Source organism: Nocardia higoensis (assembly GCF_015477835.1).
GTDB lineage: Bacteria > Actinomycetota > Actinomycetes > Mycobacteriales > Mycobacteriaceae > Nocardia > Nocardia higoensis_A.
Genome location: NZ_JADLQN010000001.1, coordinates 1,138,022 through 1,155,213, shown reverse-complemented (window position 1 = coordinate 1,155,213; position 17,192 = coordinate 1,138,022). Strand labels below are relative to the sequence as shown.

The following is a 17,192-nucleotide window of genomic DNA, read 5'->3' as shown; positions in this document are numbered from 1 at the left end:
GTGAGGCCACCGGCGTGCGCCGGGACGAAGGCGGGCGCAGATGAGCACGGCTGTGGAAGTGCACGGACTGGTCAAGAACTACGGCAAGACCCGCGTGCTCGACGGTATCGATCTGGAGATCCCGGCAGGCACGGTGATGGGCCTGCTCGGCCCCAACGGCGCGGGGAAAACCACCACCGTCCGGATCGTCACCACCTTGCTGCGCCCCAGTGCGGGCTCGGTGCGCGTGGCGGGCGTCGATGTGCTGCGCGACCCCGCTGCGGCCCGGCCCCGCATCGGACTGTCCGGCCAGTACGCCGCGATCGACGCCAATCTCACCGGTTTCGAAAATCTGCGCATGGTCGCCCGGCTCTACGGCATGAGCAGGCAGGAGTCCGCCCAGCGTGCCAGGACGCTGCTGAGCGAACTGGGCCTCGAGGAGGCTGCCGATCGCAGGGCGGGCACCTACTCCGGTGGCATGGCGCGCCGCCTCGATCTGGCGGGTGCGCTGGTCACCCGGCCACCGGTGGTGGTGCTCGACGAGCCGACCACCGGGCTGGACCCGCGCGGCAGGCTCGACATGTGGCGAGTCATCGGCGAACTGGTCGAGGACGGGACCACGGTCCTGCTCACGACCCAGTATCTCGAGGAGGCCGACATGCTGGCCGACCGGATCGTGGTGATCGACCACGGCCGGGTCATCGCCCGCGGTTCCGCGGAGGAACTCAAGTCCGCCATCGGCGGTGACCGGCTCACCGTGACCCTGGCCGCCGGTCAGGATGCGAAGCCCGCGCTGACCGTGCTCGGTGAGGTCGGACTGGGCGAACCCCGGCACGAATCCGGCGGCGACGAGATCTCGGTGGTGGTCGGCGACGGAACCAGGACCATGGTGGAGGCGCTGCGCAGACTCGACGACGCGGGCGTGTGGGTGCTCGACGCGAATGTGCACCGGCCCAGCCTCGACGACGTGTTCCTGTCCCTCACCGGCAGCCCCGCCACCGGCGATGCCGAACCGGAAACCGACGACGTGCCCGAGGAGATCCTGTCGTGACCACCGCCACCGAACCGACGCGGGAAGAACTCGCGCCCATACCTCCGACGAAAAACATTGTGGCGCTGGAGTATTCGCCCAGATTTCGGTTCGTCAGGGACAGTGCCATCGTCGCGCACCGCAATCTACTGACCATCCTGCGCGTGCCGACCCTGCTGGTCACCGCCACCATCCAGCCGCTGATGTTCGTGTTCCTGTTCGCCTACATCTTCGGCGCTTCTCTGGGCGGCAGCCAGTACCGCGAGTTCCTGCTGGCGGGCATCTTCACCCAGACCGTCGCGTTCAGCGCGGCCTTCACCACCGTCGGCCTGGCGGGCGACCTGCAGAAGGGCATCATCGACCGGATGCGCGCGCTGCCGATGTCGCGGATGGCGGTGCTGATGGGCCGCACGCTGTCGGACCTGGTGGTCAGTGTCCTGAGCTTGGCGGTCATGGTCGGCTGTGGCTACATCGTCGGATGGCGCATCAACGGCTCGATCGCCGACGCGACGCTGGCCTTCGGCATCATCCTGCTGTTCGCCTTCGCCATGTCCTGGGTCGGCGCGCTGACCGGTCTGCTCTCACCCAATGTGGAGGTGGCCCAGAGTGCGGGGCTGATCTGGCTGTTCCCGCTGACCTTCATTTCCTCGGCGTTCATCTCCGCCGCCGCGCTGCCCGGTCCGCTGCGGGTCATCGCGGAGTGGAATCCGATCACCGCGGTCGCCGCGTCCGGACGGAAGCTCTTCGAGAACGGTGCGCCGCCGTTCTTTCGCCAGCCCACCGGCTGGCCCGCCGAGCACTGCGTCGAGTACGCCGTGCTCTGCTCGGTGGTGATCCTGGCGATCGCCATGCCGATGGCTCTGCTGCGCTACCGCAAGGTCGCCAGCCGTTAGACCGCGCTCACCCGCTGTCCGCTCCACGACAAAGGCCGTTCCCTCCGCAGTGGGGGAACGGCCTTTGTCGGTGCTGTGCGACGAGTCAGCCGCGGCGGCGGGTCTTGAGCAGATCGAGGCGCTCCTTGAGCAGCTCTTCGAGCTCTTCCTTGCTGCGGCGCTCGAGCAGCATGTCCCAGTGGGTACGCGGCGGCTTGACCTTCTTGGCTTCCTGGGTGCTGCCTTCGAGCAGGATGCCTTCCTGGCCGTTGCGGCACAGCCAGGTGGGCGGGATCTCCGCGTCGTCGGCGAAGGGAACGTCGAACTCTTCGCCGTTGTCGGTCCGGTACCTGGCGATGCGGCGCGGAGCGAGGTCGTGGTCGCGGTCGGTCTCGTAGCTCACCGCTCCGAGCCGACTGCCCCGGAGTACGCGATCTGCCATGGTGTGCCTCTCCCTGTGTGTCCGAGTGTCCCTGTGTATCCGAAGTGCCGGTAAGGACAACGCCTGTAAAGGACAACGCCTGAATCCGCGTCTTCGTTCCCGATCCGGCGATCGGCGAACCGTTCCATTCTAGTCGGTGGCACGGTCGGTGCTGCTCGCGGCCGTCGCCGGCATGTGCCGGGTAGCGGGCGCATGTCGCGGGGTCCGCGCGCGAATCCGCGTGTGACGCACTAGTCTCTTGGCCCATGACGCGGCGCTTGCTGGCCTGCCTGTGGTGCGGGCGGGAGATCGTGGAGTCCGAGTCGGGGCGCCGGCGCCGCTACTGCCGTCAATCGTGCAGGCAGCGTGCCTACGAGCACCGCAACAGTGTGAAAGGCACCGGAATCCCGGAGGATTCGGTGATCCTCAGTGCTCAGGAGGCCGCCGATCTGGCCGACCGTTGGTTCGCGGCGCGCTGTGCGGCCGAGGACATCGCGACGGCGATCGAGGAGGGGGCGAGCGCCGAGGAACTGCACGATCTGAGCGTCGCGCTGGTGAAGCTCGCTCGTGAGGCGGAACGGCTGCGCTGAGGGCGGTGCCCCGGGTGGGCGCGACTCAGTGGTGCACGTCGATGCCGCGCGCGCTCAGCCAACCTGCCGGGTCGATCGGGCCGACCCCGGGCAGATGCACCTCGTAGTGCAGGTGCGGGCCGGTGGAGTAACCGCGGCTGCCCACGGTGGCGATCACGTCGCCCGCGCGGACAGGCTGGCCGACGGAGACGAGGATGTCGTTCATGTGGCCGTAGACGCCGATGGAGCCGTCGTCCTGCTGGACACGAACCCACAGACCGAATCCGCCGGCCGGCCCGGCTTCGATCACGACGCCGTCGGTGACGGCCGCGATGGGTGCGCCGAGCGGGTCGCCGAAGTCCAGGCCCGCGTGCATGGCGCCCCAGCGGTAGCCGAAGCCCGAGGTGAGCACACCCGCGGTAGGCCGGACGGTGGTCGGGCGCGGGGGCGCGGGCGGGGGCGGGGGAGGCGGCGCCAGCTGGGCGAGAAGATGCTCCGCCCACGGGGTCTGTTCGACGGTGATCTCGGGGAGTCCGGGCAGCGGCGGGAGTTCCGGGCTCGTGACTTCACGCGAAGAGAAGGCGGTGAACTTCGTCAGGTCGGTGGTCGAGTCGATGAGCACGCGAGGGGTGCGGACGATCTCGGCGGCGGAGGCGGCACCTGCCTCCTCAGGTCCGAATGCGTTGACGGTGGTGAGGCTGATGCCGACCGCGGCGGCGAGGGCGAGCGAGCGGCCAGCGGCGCGGCGGCGACGGGATGCGGCGGTGCTCGGACGAACAGTCGGTAACGAATCGGTCACGGGCATGCCGATGAAGTTACGACAGTGCGCGGTGGTGTCCGCAATCCTGTGGCTACCTTCACAGTCCTGGGAAAACGCTCGATTCAGATAACGATGTGATCAAGACATGCCGTGTCAGCGGTGACAAGCTGGCTTTATGCGTTATAGGGGCGATCTTGAAGAATCGCGCACAGCTGCGCAGACTATTGAAGTGGTGACTAACGGAGTGCGGGCGCTCGAAGCGCTGGCCGACCCCACCCGGCGGGCGTTGTTCGAAACGCTGGCACGCGGCCCGCACTCCGTGAACGAACTGGCCGCGATCGCCCGGGTGAGCAGTTCGGCGGTTTCCCAGCATCTGAAGGTGCTGCGGGCCGCGCGCCTGGTGATGCGGCGTCCGCTCGGCAATCGCCGGATGTACAGCCTGGATCCGAGGGGGCTCGGTGATGCCCGTGACTACCTCGAACAGTTCTGGCCGAGTGCGTTGGCGGCCTATGCGGCGGCGCTGGCGGAGGCGGATCCCGAACGTGGACCCCCGTGAGTGTGCCCCAGCTGGTCAGCCGACCCGGCGAAAGCCGGTCGGGCGGCGGTCCCCAGGGGCGGTGCCCGACCAGGTGCGGCGGGTGAGCTGCCGCGCGGCGGCGTCTACCACATCGGCCACGTCGATTTCGAGCAGGCCGGGGTCGGGTGCGTCGGCGAAGGGGTCGCCGTACCGTCCCGTCCACAGCACCGCATGCCTGCCCATCAGGTGTGGCGGCGGTCCGGCGCAGCGTGGCGGGGTCGGGCCGAACAGCAGCACGGTGCGGGTACCGAACGCGGTCGCCAGATGCGCGATACCGGTGTCGCCGCTGATGACCAGGGCGGCCTCGGCGATCGTCGCGGCCAGTTCGATGAGGTTCTGCGCGCCCGCCAGCACCCGGTCTCGGCCCAGTCCCGCGCGGGCGGCGACGGTGAGGGCGATATCGCGTTCGAACTCGTCGCCGGTGAGCACCACCTCGCGGCCCAGCACCAGTAGATGGCGGACGACCGAGGCGAACCGTTCGGCCGGCCAGCGCCGCGCGGGAGCGCCGGCGCCGATGTGGACGACGACGCAGTCGCGATGGCTGGTCGTCGCCACCGGCGGCACCAGGCCCAGGTTGCGGCGGTCGGCCACGATGCCGCGGGATTCGAGCAGATGGCACCAGCGTTCGGTGTCGTGCACCTCGGGCTGCCATTGCGGTCCGTCGATCTCGGGATACGCCTGATGACGGTGGGTGAGCACTCGGTCGGCGCCGGTCCGGTTCAGGGCGGCGATGCTCTCCGGGCCCGGTCCGTGCAGGTTCACCGCGAGTGCGGGGGCGGGGGCGTCCCAGCGCAGGGTGTCGGGGGAGGAGGTCGGCAGCAGGGTGTCGACCGAGGAGATGAGGTCCACGATCGGCTTGAGCCGTTGCGGTGCGGCGAGCACGATGCGGTGACCCGGCTCGGCTCTCCGCAGTGCGCGGAGTGCCGGGACCGCGGTGAGCAGAGCGCCCAGCCCGCGTGCCTGAAGCACGAGTAGTTCCGCCACCTTCGTCTCTCCTAGCAGCCTTCGGTTCGTGGTCCCCGACTCGCTCACCCGAGGCCCGGCTTCGGCGCACGCAGCGAGAGTCACTGGATGAGGACTTCCCCTGGCGTGGCGGCGATAAACGTTGATCAGCTACGGCGTAATCGATCCCACTGCGCGCCGCGGGCAGTATCGTCGATCCCGGCCGCCTCGGCGGTGTTCTCCCAGCTGGACGCATCTCCCAGCCGAATTCCCACGACGAGGAGTATTGGTCATGGCGTGCAAGCTCAACCCCTACATCAGCTTCCGCACCGAAGCCAGGCAGGCGCTCGAGTTCTACCGCGACGTCTTCGGCGGAACCCTGTCGATCCAGACCTTCGGCGACGTCGGAGACGCGGCAGGAGACCTCGGCTCGCTGGTGATGCACGGGCAGCTCGAGACCGCTGACGGTTTCACGCTGATGGCCGCGGACACCCCGCCGGACATGCAGTACCAGGAGGGCAGCAGCATCTCGATCAGCCTCAGCGGCGAGGACGCGGACCGGCTGCGCCGCTGGTGGGAACGACTCGGTGACGGTGGTGTCGTGACCGTGCCGCTGGAGAAGCAGATATGGGGCGACGAGTTCGGCATGTGCGTCGACCGCTTCGGCATCGCCTGGATGGTGAACATCGCTGGCGAGGGCCGGTGAACGGTGACTCGGTGACGGGCCGCGGCATATCCGGGGCAAATCCCTTCGCCCGGAATAGCATCTGCCCATGACAACGGAAAACGTGGTGGAAGGGCCGGTCCAGACACTCGCCAGATCGGCGTGGCAGGCGATTCTCGTGACCGGTGTTATCTCGATATTGCTCGGCATCGTGATCTTGGTGTGGCCCGGCAAGACACTGCTGGTGGCAGGCATCCTGTTCGGCATCTACCTGGTGGTCTCCGGTGTGCTGCAATTGATCTCGGCATTCGGCGCGACCAGGTCCGCGGGCATGCGGGTGCTGTATTTTCTCAGCGGCGCGCTGTCGATCGTGGTCGGGGTGTTCTGCTTCCGCGACGAACTGGCCTCGATCCTGCTGCTCGGGCTGTGGATCGGCATCGGCTGGTTGTTCCGCGGCGTCGCGTTGCTGGTGGCCGTGGTGTCCGAGCCCGCCCTGCCCGGACGCGGCTGGCAGGGCTTCTTCGGCGTGCTGACCGTCGTCGCCGGTGTGGTCCTGGTGATCTGGCCGGTCACCTCGATCGCCACCCTCACCTTGGTGGCGGGGATCTGGCTGATCGTGCTCGGCGTGATGGAGATCATCACCGCGATCGGGGTCCGCCGAGATGCCAGAAGGCTCGATGAAGCGCTTCGGGTGCCCCCGAATCCCGTGTAGTCGAGGTCGCTGCCGGGACGGTCCGGGCCCTCGCGGGGCCCGGACCGTCCTGCGTCTCGTCGAACAGTCCGCCGCGCGTCCTGCTCCGAGCCGCCCGCCATGACCGAACGGCTCGGGACTTCTCAGACGTACTGGGCGCGCAGCTTGCCCTTGACCAGCTTGCCGGTGGGCGTGCGGGGCAGGTCCTCGGCGAAGTCGAAGCTGCGGGGAACCTTGTAGTGGGCGATCCGCTCGCGCAGGTACTCGCGCAGTTCGCTCGCCAGCTCCGGTCCGGTCTGCACCCCGGGCGCCGCCTGTACGACCGCCTTCACCGACTCGCCCATCTCCTCGTCGGGCACGCCGATCACGGCCACGTCCAGCACCTTCGGATGCAGGGCGAGCGCGTCCTCGATCTCCTGCGGGTAGATGTTCACGCCGCCGGAGATGATCATGAAAGCCTTGCGATCGGTGAGGAACAGGTAGCCCTCGTCGTCGATGTAGCCGATATCGCCGGTGGTGGTCCACGTCGGATGCTCGGGGTGAGCCGCCTCGGCGGTCTTGGCCGGATCGTTGTGGTAGGCGAACGGCGCCACCTCGCGCTCGAAGTACACGGTGCCGATCTCGCCGGTCGGCAGCTCCGCGCCGTCCTCGCCGCAGATGCGGATGACGCCCAGCCCCGCCTTGCCGACCGAGCCCTGCTTGCGCAGCCACTGCTCGCTGTCGATGAAGGTGACGCCGTTGGCCTCGGTGGAGGCGTAGTACTCGTGCAGCACCGGGCCCCACCAGTCGATCATCGCGCGCTTGACCTCGACCGGACACGGTGCCGCGGCGTGCACGGCAACTTTCAGGCTGGACACGTCGTAGCGGTTGCGCACCGACTCGTCGAGCTTGAGCATGCGCACGAACATGGTCGGCACCCACTGGCTGTGGGTGACCGAGAACTTCTCGATGGCTGCCAGCGCCTTCTCGGCGTCGAACTTCTCCATCACGACCAGCGTGCCGCCCAGGGCGTGCACGACGCCGCCGAAACGCAGCGGCGCGGCGTGATACAGCGGCGCCGGGGACAGATACACGGTCTCGGTGTCGAACCCGTACATCGGGCCGAAGATCGCGGTGTAGGTGTCGCCGGGGGCGTCGCCGACCTGGCGTTCCGGCAGCGGCTGCTTGATGCCCTTCGGCCTGCCGGTGGTGCCCGAGGAGTACAACATGTCGGTGCCGCGCGGCTGATCTTCCATCGGCTCGGCCGAGGAGGAAGCCAGCGCGTCTTCGTAGGACGCGTGGCCGGGGACCTCGCCGCCGTAGGCGATGCGCAGTTCCACCTTCGGAGTCTGCTCGACGATCGCCTGCGCGGCCTCGGACAGATCGGCCGACACGATCAGCGCCTTCGCTCCGCAATCGTCGACGATGTAGGCGATCTCGGCGGGCGCCAGGTGCCAGTTGACGGCGGTGATGTAAAGCCCGGATCGCAATGCGGCCCAGTAGACCTCGTAGATCTTGGGATCGTTGCCCGACACCAGCGCGATGTGGTCGCCGCGACGCAGCCCGGCCTCGCGCAGGTACCGCGCGAGCCGGATCGAGTTGTCCTCCAGCTCCCGATAGGTCAGCGTCTCGCCGGATTCGGCCATGACCACCGCGGGCTTGTCCGGGAAGTGGTCGACGTGTGCGCCGGGGTACATGGTGCTCCTCGCGGGAACGAGCGGTCCGTTGCGGTGACCGCCTGGCCTGGCCGGGATATGACGAAACGCGGCCGGGCCGGCGTCGTCGATGTCCCGTCGAGCGGTTGCTCTGGTACAGGACAATAGCCGAAAGTGAACCAGGATTCGTGTTCTGTCACAGATCCGCGGTGCCGCTGCGCTTCGGCGGGACCCGCTTGCCGCGGCCGATCCCGGCTGTGCTGGCATGGAGCTGTGCCGCCCGCTGATGAGACCGCGCAGTTCCCGCCAGGCTCCGCCGTCGAACACATTCTCGCCACGCCGTGGTCGCGCGCCCTCGGCCTGCGTGTTCCGGTGGTGAACGCGCCCATGGGCGGGGTGGCCGGAGGCCGGCTGGCCGCGGCGGTCAGCGCGGCGGGTGGACTCGGCATGATCGGTATGGGCAGCGCCGCGACAGCCGATGCCCTGCGCCGCGAACTCGCCCACGTCGAGCCGGTCACCGCCTCGTTCGGCATCGGCCTCGTCGACTGGGTCGTCGCCGCCCGCCCGGAGTTGCTCGAGGTTGCCGTCGCCGCCCGCCCCGCGCTGATCGCGATCTCCTTCGGCACGGACCTGTCCTGGGTCGCGGGCGTGCGGTCGCACGGCATCCGCACCGCCACCCAGGTGTTCACCGCCGATCACGCCCGCCGTGCCGCCGACGCCGGAGTCGACGTCCTCGTCGCGCGTGGACTCGAAGGTGGCGGACACGGCGCGGTCGACATGGCCACCCTGCCGCTGCTGGACGCGGTGCTCGCCGCCGTCGACACCCCTGTGCTGGCCGCGGGCGGGATCGGTTCCGCCGCGAGCCTGGCCGCGGTGCTCGCCGCGGGCGCGGGCGGCGCGTGGATCGGCACCGCCTTGGCGGCGTGCGCCGAATCCTCGCTGTCGGCCGCCGGTCGACGGGCGATGCTCGCCGCCGACGGGACCGACACCGTGGTGACCACTGCTGTCGATGTGGCCTTGGGCTATCCGTGGCCGGCCCGTTTTCCGTCGCGAGTCCTGCGGAACGATTTCGTCACCAGGTGGACCGGACGCGAGGACGCTCTGCGCACCGACACCGACGCCCAGGATGCCCTGCGTGCCGGGATAGCCGCCGACGATCCGCGCGTGCTGCCGGTCGACGCCGGGCAGGGCGTCGGGTTGGTCACCGCCGTCGACCCCGTCGCGCGGGTGATCGACGGCTGGTGTCGAGGGGCGGCCGAAGTGCTCGCAGCGCGAACGTCGATCAGCAGCTGACCCACCTCGATGGTCTGAGCAGAGCTCGCCGGTGGGGCGGCGTCGGCGCTCAGCCGGCCACCCCGCCGGGTCATGCTTCGAACAGGGTCTGCCCGAGGTACCCGCCCGGCTCCGGCACACCGGGAGGCAGGACGAACACCGCCGAGCCGATGGGGGTCGTCCACTCGTTGAGAGCGTCGAACTCCGCCAGGCGTGCCTGCACCGGAAGGAATTGGGTGTGCAGGTCGCGCTGGTAGGCGGTGAACAGCTGGCCGGAGTTGGAGATCTGGCCCGGGCCCGGAGCGTCGTCGTAGTTGTAGCCACGTCGAAGGAACTGCTCGCCGGGGTGGGTGCGCCTGGCGCGCGCGACGTGCGACGACGGTGGAATGACCGGGATACCCAACGAGTCGACGGCGGTGAGGTCGGGGTCGTCGAACTCCTTCGTGCCGGTCAGCGGGGCGCCGGTGGCCAGCGTGCGGCCGATGGTGAGCTCGCGTCCGGCCGGGTCGATCTGGTCCCAGGTGTCGAGGTTCATCGCGATGCGGCGCAGCACCAGGGACGTGCCGCCGGCCAGCCACGGGGTCGCCGCCCCGTCGTCCCACACCAGCCGGTCGAATTCCACGCCGGGCGTGGGATTGACCGTGCCGTCGACCTGCCCCATGAGATTGCGCGGGGTGCGGCCGGGCTCGGCGTCGCGGAAGCCGCGTTGCACCCAGCGCACGGTCACCAGGGAGGTGACGCTGCGGGAGAGCACTCGGACCGCGTGCGCCACGGTGGTGGCTTCCTCCGCGCAGATCTGGAGGAGCAGGTCGCCGTCGCACCACGCCGGATCGAGCCGGTCGATGGCAAACGGCGGCAGCGGTCCCAGCCAGGCGGGCCGGTGGCGGTCCAACCCGGAGACGGCGAACACGCCCGGGCCGAATCCGACGGTGACGGTGAGCCGCGCGGGGCGGGCCGCCAGTTCCGGTTCGGTATCGGCGAGGGCGGGTTCGCCTCCGGTCAGGCGCGCGGCATCGGCCGTCCAGATCTTCAGCAGGCCGATGATGTCGTCGCGGTCGAGGCCGGGGCGCAGGTCGAAGGCCAGGAAGGTGGCGTGCCGCTGCGGCCGGGTGGCGATCCCGGCCTGGTGCTCGCCGTGGAACGGTTCGGTCGCCCCGGCCGAAGGTGCCGCGCTCTCGCCACTGCCGCGCGCGAGAGTTCCCGCCCCGAGCCCGGCGGCGCCCGCCGCGCCCGCCGCGACGGCGCCCGCTCCCAGCAGCCGCCGCCGTGACCAACCCCGCGCCTGTTCGCGCTCAGGCACCGTCATTCGGGGTCGCCGGAGTCGCCGGGGTCGCCGGAGCGCCGTGCCCGGAGTTGGGCACGTAGTTCTCCTGATTGCCCGCGAAGTCGCGGACCTGCGCGGTGAATGTCGTCGTCGAGCCGTCGTCGAAGGACAGGGTCACGGGCACTTCCGAACCGGTGCGCAGCGGGCCGTTGAGGCCCATGAACATGATGTGCTCGTGACCGGGCGCCAGCGTCAAGGTGCTGCCCGCGGGCACGACGAAGCCGCCTTCCTTCTCACGCATGGTGGAGGCGCCTGCCGCGTCGACCACGACCTCGTGGAGTTCGACGCGTTGGGAGGCCGGGCTGGTGGCCGACACGATGGTCAGTTCGCTGTCGCCGGTATTGGTGAGCACACCGAAGGCGGCGGACATGCCGCTGTCGGCGGCCTTGATCCACTGGTCCTCGATGGTGACTTCCTGGGCCGCGGTGGTTTCGGCGGGCGAGCTGTCGCTGGAGCAGGCGTTCAGCAGAAAGGGGGTGATCGCGACGACGGCGAGGCCGGCGACGCGACGGTGCAGGGATCGCTTGATCATGGGAGAAGACTCCGTTCGAGTTCGGATGCGGCACGGACGCGTAGGCGTCCCGCGTGGCAGTGCCGCGTAGGGGTCCCGCGTGGCAGTCCACGTAGGCGCCCGCGTGGGCGTCCGTGAAGAGGTGACGACGCGCAACGGGCGTCGCCGACATGAGGACGGGCGCACGATCCGGCCACTACGACGCGCCGGCACGCTCGTCCTTCATCGAGAAGAACTCAACGTCGCCGCGGAGGTCCGCGGGTTCCCGCGCCACCGGACAGCAACCACCCGGAGCGGACCGCCGGTTCCGCACCGACGAGCACGACCGGGGCGTACTCCCACCGAAACGCGCCGACGAGCGCGGCCAGAGCGCGACGCACGCCCGAGGCGGCCGCGAGCAGTCCGGCCTCCGCGGCCCGGATCAGCAGTGCCGCGCACAGCATCGCCACCAGATGGGCGAACACCATGGCGAGCGTCAGGTGAGCCGAATGCGGACGGCCCACAGTCAGCGCCGCGTGCCCGATGCCCTGCCCGGCGGCGAGCAACACCACCAACTCGACGCGGCCGACCCGGCCCCGCCGCGACCCCGCGGCGACTCCGACGGCCGCGCACGCACCGACCAATTGGACGAGCCCGGCCTGCGAGAGATGGACGGTCCCGCCGCCGAGCGGATGGGCAGCCAGACTGACGGCTCCGGCGGTCGCCCCGACGAGCGCACCGCGCGCCGCCGCTGCTCCCTCGTGAACCGCCGTCCGCACGCCTTGCATACTACCCGGCGTCGTAGATCGGGCGGGGTGAGGTCGGCGCTGTCTCAGCTGCCCGTGCGACCGAGCATGTGGCGCAGCGCGCCCTCGAGTTCCGGATGCCGGAACGAGTGCCCGGCAGCGACCAGCCGACTGGGCAGAACGCGCTGGTCGGCGGCCGCGAGTTCACGCGCGCCTTCGGCGCCGAGCAGCAGCGCTGGTCCGAAACCGGGCACCGGGAGCAGGGCGGGGCGGTGCAGGACCCGTGCCAGCACCCGGGTGAATTCGCTGTTGCGCACCGGGTTCGGGGCGACGGCATTGACCGGTCCGGACAGCGTGTCGTCCCAGAGCGCACGGTGGTAGATATCGACCATGTCGTCGAGCCCGATCCAGGAGAACCACTGCTCGCCGCTGCCGATCCGCCCGCCCAGACCGGCGGCGAACAGTGGTCGCAGCAGGCGCAGGGTGCCGCCGCGGGGCGACAGGACGATGCCCGTGCGGACCAGGACCGTGCGGATTCCCGCCTCTTCGGCAGGACGGGTCGCCGCTTCCCAGTCCGTGACGAGTTCGGCGAGGAAACCGTCGCCACGTCCGGCGTCCTCGGTGAGGGTCTGATCGCCTCGGTCGTAGCCGTAGTAGCCGATGGCCGAGGCGCTGACGAAGCGGGAAACCCCGGTACGGGCGGCGAGCTCGGCGAGGGCACGGGTGGGCTCGATCCGGCTGTCGGCGACGGCGCGTTTGTGCTGCTCGGTGAAGCGCCCGGCGATGGAGGCGCCTGCCAGATGGACCACCGCGTCCACCCCGTCGAGCAGGCCGGCATCGGGGTCATCGGGATCCCAGCGGCGTTCGCCGGGGCCCTTCGGGGTGTGGCGCACCAGGCGCAGCACCCGATGCCCCCCGGTGCCGAGGAACGCGCAGACCGCCGTGCCCACCAGCCCCGACGCGCCGGTGACCGCGACCGTCAACGGGCCGAGGCCGTGCTCGCAGGCCCGGCGATGGGCGAGCAGGTCGCCGCTGAGCTGGCGGTAGCGGTAGTCGAACATCGAGCGCAGCGCGGCGGCCGGAATCGGGGTGTCCACCCGGTCGATCACCCGGGTGTGGTCGGCGTCGACCTGTTCGAACTCGTGGGTGTGACGCCAGTGCAGCAGCCGCGCGATCGGCGCCGAGGCGAGCCCGTCGGCGGCCACGGCATCGACGAACCGCTGCGGCGGCTCGTAGCCGGTGGGGTCGTGCTCGGCCACCCAGCGCAATCCACCCGGCAACCCGAGCACGGCGCGCCCGTCGGCGAGGGAATCCGCTTCGGCGATCAGCGTGACCGGCTGCCAGGGCGGCGCCAGTCGGGTGAAGGCGCCCGGCCTGGCATGCCAGGCGAAGACCTCGTCACGGGCACCGGGGACGACGCTCGAGCAGTCGATGGACATGTCTGGAATCTAGCCGCGAACTGCTGCGGCGAAACGTCGGTCGGCGGAATCGGATCCGGATCGTGGGGAGCGGGCGGTCCTGGCAGCGACACCCCCGACTACGGCAGACTCGACCGCAAGCCCCCGGACGACCAGACCGACCGGCGACACCGAGCCGATCGACGCGGCCGAGCGAGCAGGCGAGTTCGACGAGGAACCGTGGAGGGAGAAGGTATGAGCGCACGGGAGACTCCGGGCAACGCGCCGATCCTGGTGGCGGTGGACGGCTCACCGAGCTCGCAGCAGGCAGCCGCCTGGGCGGCGGTGACCGCCGCCCTGCACAACGCCCCGCTGCACGTCTTCACCGCGATCGACGATTGCGCCGGACCCGCGCGCATCCTGTCGGCGGCCGATCGGGAACGCCGGCGCGGGGAAGGCGAAGGCGTGGTCGCCGCGGCCGCGCGGATCGCGAGCGAGGCGGTGGCAGCTGAGCAGAAGACCGGCCCGGACATCACCACCGAGGTCTGCGCGGACCTCGTGATCCCCACCTTGCTGGAGCGCTCGGCCACGGTGCGCATGATCGTGCTGGGCAGCCGCGGCACGGGCGCGTACCTGCCCGGACTGCTCGGATCCGTGACGACGGCGGTGGTGCGGCACGCGACGTGTCCGGTGGCGGTGATTCCCGACCGGCCTGTCCACGACGAGCCTCTGCGCCGGGCGCCGGTGGTCGTCGGCGTGGACGGGAGCCGGCACAGCGCGGCGGCGGTGGATTTCGCCGTCGCGGAGGCCGCTCGCCGCGGGGTCGATCTGGTGGCGGTGCACTCCTGGTGCGACACCAGCACCGTCTGCCTTCCGGCCGACTGGGAGGCGATCCGGACCGCGGAGGAGGCGGTGCTGGCCGAGCGGATGGCCGGGTACGGACAGGACTACCCGGAGGTGACGATCCGCCGGATCGTGGTCTCCGACCGCCCGGTTCGCGCTCTGCACCAGGCCGCGGCGCAGGCTCAGATGCTGGTCGTCGGAAGTCGCGGCCGAGGTGGCTTCACCGGCATGCAGCTCGGCTCCACCAGCAATGCGCTGCTGCACATGGTGGAGTGCCCGATGGTCGTGGTGCGCTGACGCCCCGTCCTACCGGAACCCCCGTGGGCCGGGACGACGTGCGTTAGATTCCGACAGGTGGCCGACCCTCGCGTTCGCATGCTCGTCGCTCTCACCGCCGTCGTCGGAACGGCACTCGGGGCAGGGGGGTACGCCGTCGCCGGGCCCACGGACACCGTCGCGTCTGCGGCGCGCATCTCCCGGACAACCGTGCTCGATTCCGGCCGCGACTACGAACTCGACGTGTACTCCGCGGCGATGGACACCGATGTGCGGGTGCGGGTCCGCGCCGCCGCCGACCGGCGGATTCCCGCACCGACGGTGTACCTGCTCAACGGCATCTCCGGCGGCGACGACGGCGGCAACTGGTTCGAGAAGACCGATGTGACAACGTTTCTCGAAGACGAACAGGTCACTCTGGTGATGCCGCTCGGCGGTGAGGCCAGCTATTACGCCGACTGGCACGCCGAGGACCCGGCCCTGGGCACCCAACGGTGGGCGACGTTCCTGACCCGAGAACTGCCGCCGCTCGTCGACGACGCTTTCCACGGCAACGGAGCCAATGCGATCGCGGGGATCTCGATGGCGGGAACCTCGGTCTTCCAGCTCGCCCTGGGCGCTCCGGGTCTCTACCGGGCGATCGGCGCCTACAGCGGTTGCGCCAGAACCAGTGACGCGCGCGGTCGCGCCATCGTGAACACCGTGGTCCGTATCCGCGGCGGCGACCCGGCCAACCTCTGGGGACCGCCGGAGGATCCCCGGTGGGCTGCCAACGACCCATACCTGCGAGTCGAGGAACTGCGCGGCACCGCGGTCTATCTGTCCGCCGGTTCGGGCCTGCCGGGCGAACACGACACCCTGGACGCGCCAGGAACCGAGGGCGACCTACGGAAATTCGCCGACCAACTGGTGATCGGCGGAGCATTGGAGGCGATCGCCGCCGACTGCGCTCGCCAATTGTCCGACCGTCTCCTCGAGTCGGGAATTCCGGCGACGCTCGAGCTGCGTCGCGGCGGCACGCACACCTGGGCCTACTGGGCGGAGGACTTCCGCCGCTCCTGGCCGCTGCTGGCCGCCGCCCTGACCGCGGACTGAGTTCACGATGCGCGCACGATCTTCAGCATCCGCCCGAACGTGCCCTGCCAGAACGATCCGTCGGGTCCGATCGTCCCGGTGAGCTGCAAGGGCTCGTCGATCGGTGCGACGCCCACCTGCACGTGTGCGCGCCGCTGCCCGGTCTCGACATCGACAGCGCTGTAGTAGACGGGTCCGAGTTGCTGCACGCCACCGTGGGCGGGAGCCGGACCGTAGGCCAACGCGTGAATCGATCCGTCGGCGCGGGAGAGCTTGGGCAGGGTAGCCATCCGGTCCTCGCTCTCCCACACCCGCGCGCACCCGGTCTCGGCGACATCGATGCGGGTCATGCCGCCGCGGAAGGCGGCATGCGGGGGATCGCTGGGGCCGTCGGTCGCGTTCGGGGGATAGGCGAAGCCGTACGTGCTGGGAATGATCAGCGAGTTCCCCCACGCCATCGGCGAATTCTCGGTGCCCTGCCCCGAGGTGCCGAAAGCGGGCATGCGGCACACGACCGATCCGTCGGCGGTGCGGAGGACGATCAGCTGCGGTTGCGCGGCGTCGTCGACGATCGCCACCCAGCTGTCCCCGCCCGGCCCGAAATAGGTCGGCGTGGTACCCGAACCGGCGGCGAGCTGACCGGGCTTGCGGGTGGTGCCCGCCTCGTAGTCGCGCCGCCACACGATCTGCGGGACACCGATGCCCTCGGCGCGCATCTCGTAGAGCGCGCGGCTGGTGAGGACCGAGGCGCCGCCGGGGTGGATGCTCAGCCCGTTGGTGAGTTTCTCCCCGTCGGGTAATCGGGTGCGGCCGATCCGCCCGTTCGCGTCGACGGTGCCGATCACGCCGCCGGTCGTGGCGAACCAGATGCGACCCTCGTAGTCCGGGGCCACACCGGTGACGGCGTCACCGGCGGGAATGTGTGCGCCGAGGTCGATGCGTTCGTCGACGAACAGCTGGGTGGCGCCGTCGACGTCCCGATGGTGCGCGACCTTCACGATCGCCCCCGAACCGTCGGCGACCACCACCCGGTCGCGGCTGTCGAGATAGCCGTAGACCCCGCCCAGCAGGCCGCCTTCGGCCAGCTGCAGCGATGCGACGGGTCGCGCCGTGATCGGGTCGAACATCAGCACTGTGGGCGAGACAACCGTGAGCGGGTCGAGCCCGACGAAGGCTGTGCACAGCGCCACCGGCCGACCCTCCGAGGTCAGGAATGTCGCGCTGCACACCGCGCCGGGCATCGACCAGGCGGCCGCCCGAGCGCCCGGCCCGGGACCCGGATGCGGAGTGGAATCGGTCGAAGCGAGATCACCGTGCATCAGAGCCGTCCCCGCCGGACCCACATCCGGCGCACCAGGAGCGGCACCCGCAGGACCCGGCCATGCCATCGCGATCACTGCGGCTGCGATCGAGGCCGCATTTCTCATCAGGTGATGCATCGGTCACTTCCTCGGCGGATCGGCGTCCGGCGAACCGCCGAGCCGTCATCGGGGGTCGCGTCGCAGCAGGCTACCGCGCCCACCGTCGCCGGGCGCAGCGCTTCGACCGGGAAATCCGGCGCGGCACCAGCATTTTCGGGCCGTGCGCACCGAGTCGTGTGCGGCCGCGGACAGCGTCGCGCTCGAGCAACG

The 17,192-nt window shown here is 70.2% G+C and carries 18 protein-coding genes; 9 read left to right on the top strand and 9 right to left on the bottom strand.

The features are described from left to right. The first annotated feature begins 40 nt into the window (after positions 1-40). Together IU449_RS05275 and IU449_RS05270 are read left to right on the top strand one after the other, a co-directional pair. Entirely contained in the window at positions 41-1,030 is a 990-nt protein-coding gene (locus IU449_RS05275; protein WP_195000798.1) for an ATP-binding cassette domain-containing protein, read from the top strand. 56 nt (positions 1,031-1,086) lie between these two features. Continuing rightward, positions 1,087-1,902: an ABC transporter permease gene (locus tag IU449_RS05270; protein ID WP_416382152.1), complete on the top strand. Its 816-nt coding sequence runs from the start codon at positions 1,087-1,089 to the stop codon at positions 1,900-1,902. 85 nt (positions 1,903-1,987) lie between these two features. On the opposite strand, the gene IU449_RS05265 is transcribed toward IU449_RS05270, so the two are convergent. After that, positions 1,988-2,323 carry an RNA polymerase-binding protein RbpA gene (locus tag IU449_RS05265; protein WP_195000797.1) on the bottom strand — a complete coding sequence of 112 codons (336 nt, stop codon included), beginning with the start codon at positions 2,321-2,323 and terminating at the stop codon, positions 1,988-1,990. A gap of 245 nt (positions 2,324-2,568) precedes the next feature. On the opposite strand from IU449_RS05265, the gene IU449_RS05260 reads away from it, so the two are divergent. Continuing rightward, positions 2,569-2,892 (top strand): hypothetical protein, encoded by a 324-nt coding sequence (locus tag IU449_RS05260; protein ID WP_195000796.1) that lies wholly within the window; start codon positions 2,569-2,571, stop codon positions 2,890-2,892. Between the two features lie 25 nt (positions 2,893-2,917). On the opposite strand, the gene IU449_RS05255 is transcribed toward IU449_RS05260, so the two are convergent. Beyond that, complete coding sequence (locus IU449_RS05255) at positions 2,918-3,676, bottom strand: M23 family metallopeptidase (RefSeq protein ID WP_195000795.1); 759 nt, start codon at positions 3,674-3,676, stop codon at positions 2,918-2,920. Between the two features lie 184 nt (positions 3,677-3,860). Between IU449_RS05255 and IU449_RS05250 the strand changes: the two genes are divergently transcribed. Next, positions 3,861-4,187, top strand: a complete 327-nt coding sequence (locus IU449_RS05250) for a metalloregulator ArsR/SmtB family transcription factor (RefSeq protein WP_324188100.1) — start codon at positions 3,861-3,863, stop codon at positions 4,185-4,187. Positions 4,188-4,202: 15 nt separating this feature from the next. Here IU449_RS05250 and IU449_RS05245 read toward each other — a convergent pair whose 3' ends face one another. Beyond that, on the bottom strand, positions 4,203-5,192 hold the full coding sequence (locus IU449_RS05245) for a glycosyltransferase family 9 protein (RefSeq protein ID WP_195000793.1): 990 nt from the start codon (positions 5,190-5,192) through the stop codon (positions 4,203-4,205). Between the two features lie 250 nt (positions 5,193-5,442). On the opposite strand from IU449_RS05245, the gene IU449_RS05240 reads away from it, so the two are divergent. Together IU449_RS05240 and IU449_RS05235 are read left to right on the top strand one after the other, a co-directional pair. After that, positions 5,443-5,856, top strand: a complete 414-nt coding sequence (locus IU449_RS05240; RefSeq protein WP_195000792.1) for a VOC family protein — start codon at positions 5,443-5,445, stop codon at positions 5,854-5,856. 67 nt (positions 5,857-5,923) lie between these two features. Next, positions 5,924-6,526 (top strand): HdeD family acid-resistance protein, encoded by a 603-nt coding sequence (locus IU449_RS05235; RefSeq protein WP_195000791.1) that lies wholly within the window; start codon positions 5,924-5,926, stop codon positions 6,524-6,526. Between the two features lie 122 nt (positions 6,527-6,648). Here IU449_RS05235 and IU449_RS05230 read toward each other — a convergent pair whose 3' ends face one another. Continuing rightward, entirely contained in the window at positions 6,649-8,181 is a 1,533-nt protein-coding gene (locus tag IU449_RS05230) for an acyl-CoA synthetase (protein ID WP_195000790.1), read from the bottom strand. A 285-nt stretch (positions 8,182-8,466) separates the two neighbouring features. Here IU449_RS05230 and IU449_RS05225 point away from each other — a divergent pair, with 285 nt between their 5' ends. After that, positions 8,467-9,432, top strand: a complete 966-nt coding sequence (locus tag IU449_RS05225; protein WP_195002330.1) for an NAD(P)H-dependent flavin oxidoreductase — start codon at positions 8,467-8,469, stop codon at positions 9,430-9,432. 70 nt (positions 9,433-9,502) lie between these two features. On the opposite strand, the gene IU449_RS05220 is transcribed toward IU449_RS05225, so the two are convergent. The 4 genes from IU449_RS05220 to IU449_RS05205 form a co-directional block, all read right to left on the bottom strand. Continuing rightward, on the bottom strand, positions 9,503-10,717 hold the full coding sequence (locus IU449_RS05220; protein ID WP_195000789.1) for a Dyp-type peroxidase: 1,215 nt from the start codon (positions 10,715-10,717) through the stop codon (positions 9,503-9,505). Further along, a complete protein-coding gene (locus IU449_RS05215; RefSeq protein ID WP_195000788.1) occupies positions 10,704-11,267 on the bottom strand; it encodes a copper chaperone PCu(A)C in 564 nt (187 codons plus the stop codon). The genes IU449_RS05220 and IU449_RS05215 overlap by 14 nt, the downstream gene beginning before the upstream one ends. 215 nt (positions 11,268-11,482) lie before the next feature. Next, a complete protein-coding gene (locus tag IU449_RS05210) occupies positions 11,483-12,004 on the bottom strand; it encodes a hypothetical protein (RefSeq protein WP_195000787.1) in 522 nt (173 codons plus the stop codon). Between the two features lie 53 nt (positions 12,005-12,057). Beyond that, the gene (locus IU449_RS05205; protein WP_195000786.1) at positions 12,058-13,410 is read right to left on the bottom strand and encodes a TIGR01777 family oxidoreductase; all 1,353 of its coding nucleotides are present in this window, start codon (positions 13,408-13,410) and stop codon (positions 12,058-12,060) included. A 213-nt stretch (positions 13,411-13,623) separates the two neighbouring features. Here IU449_RS05205 and IU449_RS05200 point away from each other — a divergent pair, with 213 nt between their 5' ends. Beyond that, on the top strand, positions 13,624-14,508 hold the full coding sequence (locus tag IU449_RS05200; protein WP_195000785.1) for a universal stress protein: 885 nt from the start codon (positions 13,624-13,626) through the stop codon (positions 14,506-14,508). A gap of 78 nt (positions 14,509-14,586) precedes the next feature. Then, positions 14,587-15,582: an alpha/beta hydrolase gene (locus IU449_RS05195; RefSeq protein ID WP_195002329.1), complete on the top strand. Its 996-nt coding sequence runs from the start codon at positions 14,587-14,589 to the stop codon at positions 15,580-15,582. 2 nt (positions 15,583-15,584) lie between these two features. On the opposite strand, the gene IU449_RS05190 is transcribed toward IU449_RS05195, so the two are convergent. Further along, on the bottom strand, positions 15,585-16,988 hold the full coding sequence (locus IU449_RS05190) for a hypothetical protein (protein ID WP_416382151.1): 1,404 nt from the start codon (positions 16,986-16,988) through the stop codon (positions 15,585-15,587). Positions 16,989-17,192 lie beyond the last annotated feature (204 nt).

Coding starts and splice junctions, on each gene's coding strand:
- IU449_RS05275 (WP_195000798.1), top strand. CDS start 41: ATGAGCACGGCTGTGGAAGTGCACGGACTGGTCAAGAACTACGGCAAG.
- IU449_RS05265 (WP_195000797.1), bottom strand. CDS start 2,323: ATGGCAGATCGCGTACTCCGGGGCAGTCGGCTCGGAGCGGTGAGCTAC.
- IU449_RS05260 (WP_195000796.1), top strand. CDS start 2,569: ATGACGCGGCGCTTGCTGGCCTGCCTGTGGTGCGGGCGGGAGATCGTG.
- IU449_RS05255 (WP_195000795.1), bottom strand. CDS start 3,676: ATGCCCGTGACCGATTCGTTACCGACTGTTCGTCCGAGCACCGCCGCA.
- IU449_RS05240 (WP_195000792.1), top strand. CDS start 5,443: ATGGCGTGCAAGCTCAACCCCTACATCAGCTTCCGCACCGAAGCCAGG.
- IU449_RS05235 (WP_195000791.1), top strand. CDS start 5,924: ATGACAACGGAAAACGTGGTGGAAGGGCCGGTCCAGACACTCGCCAGA.
- IU449_RS05230 (WP_195000790.1), bottom strand. CDS start 8,181: ATGTACCCCGGCGCACACGTCGACCACTTCCCGGACAAGCCCGCGGTG.
- IU449_RS05220 (WP_195000789.1), bottom strand. CDS start 10,717: ATGACGGTGCCTGAGCGCGAACAGGCGCGGGGTTGGTCACGGCGGCGG.
- IU449_RS05215 (WP_195000788.1), bottom strand. CDS start 11,267: ATGATCAAGCGATCCCTGCACCGTCGCGTCGCCGGCCTCGCCGTCGTC.
- IU449_RS05205 (WP_195000786.1), bottom strand. CDS start 13,410: ATGTCCATCGACTGCTCGAGCGTCGTCCCCGGTGCCCGTGACGAGGTC.
- IU449_RS05200 (WP_195000785.1), top strand. CDS start 13,624: ATGAGCGCACGGGAGACTCCGGGCAACGCGCCGATCCTGGTGGCGGTG.
- IU449_RS05195 (WP_195002329.1), top strand. CDS start 14,587: ATGCTCGTCGCTCTCACCGCCGTCGTCGGAACGGCACTCGGGGCAGGG.
- IU449_RS05190 (WP_416382151.1), bottom strand. CDS start 16,988: ATGAGAAATGCGGCCTCGATCGCAGCCGCAGTGATCGCGATGGCATGG.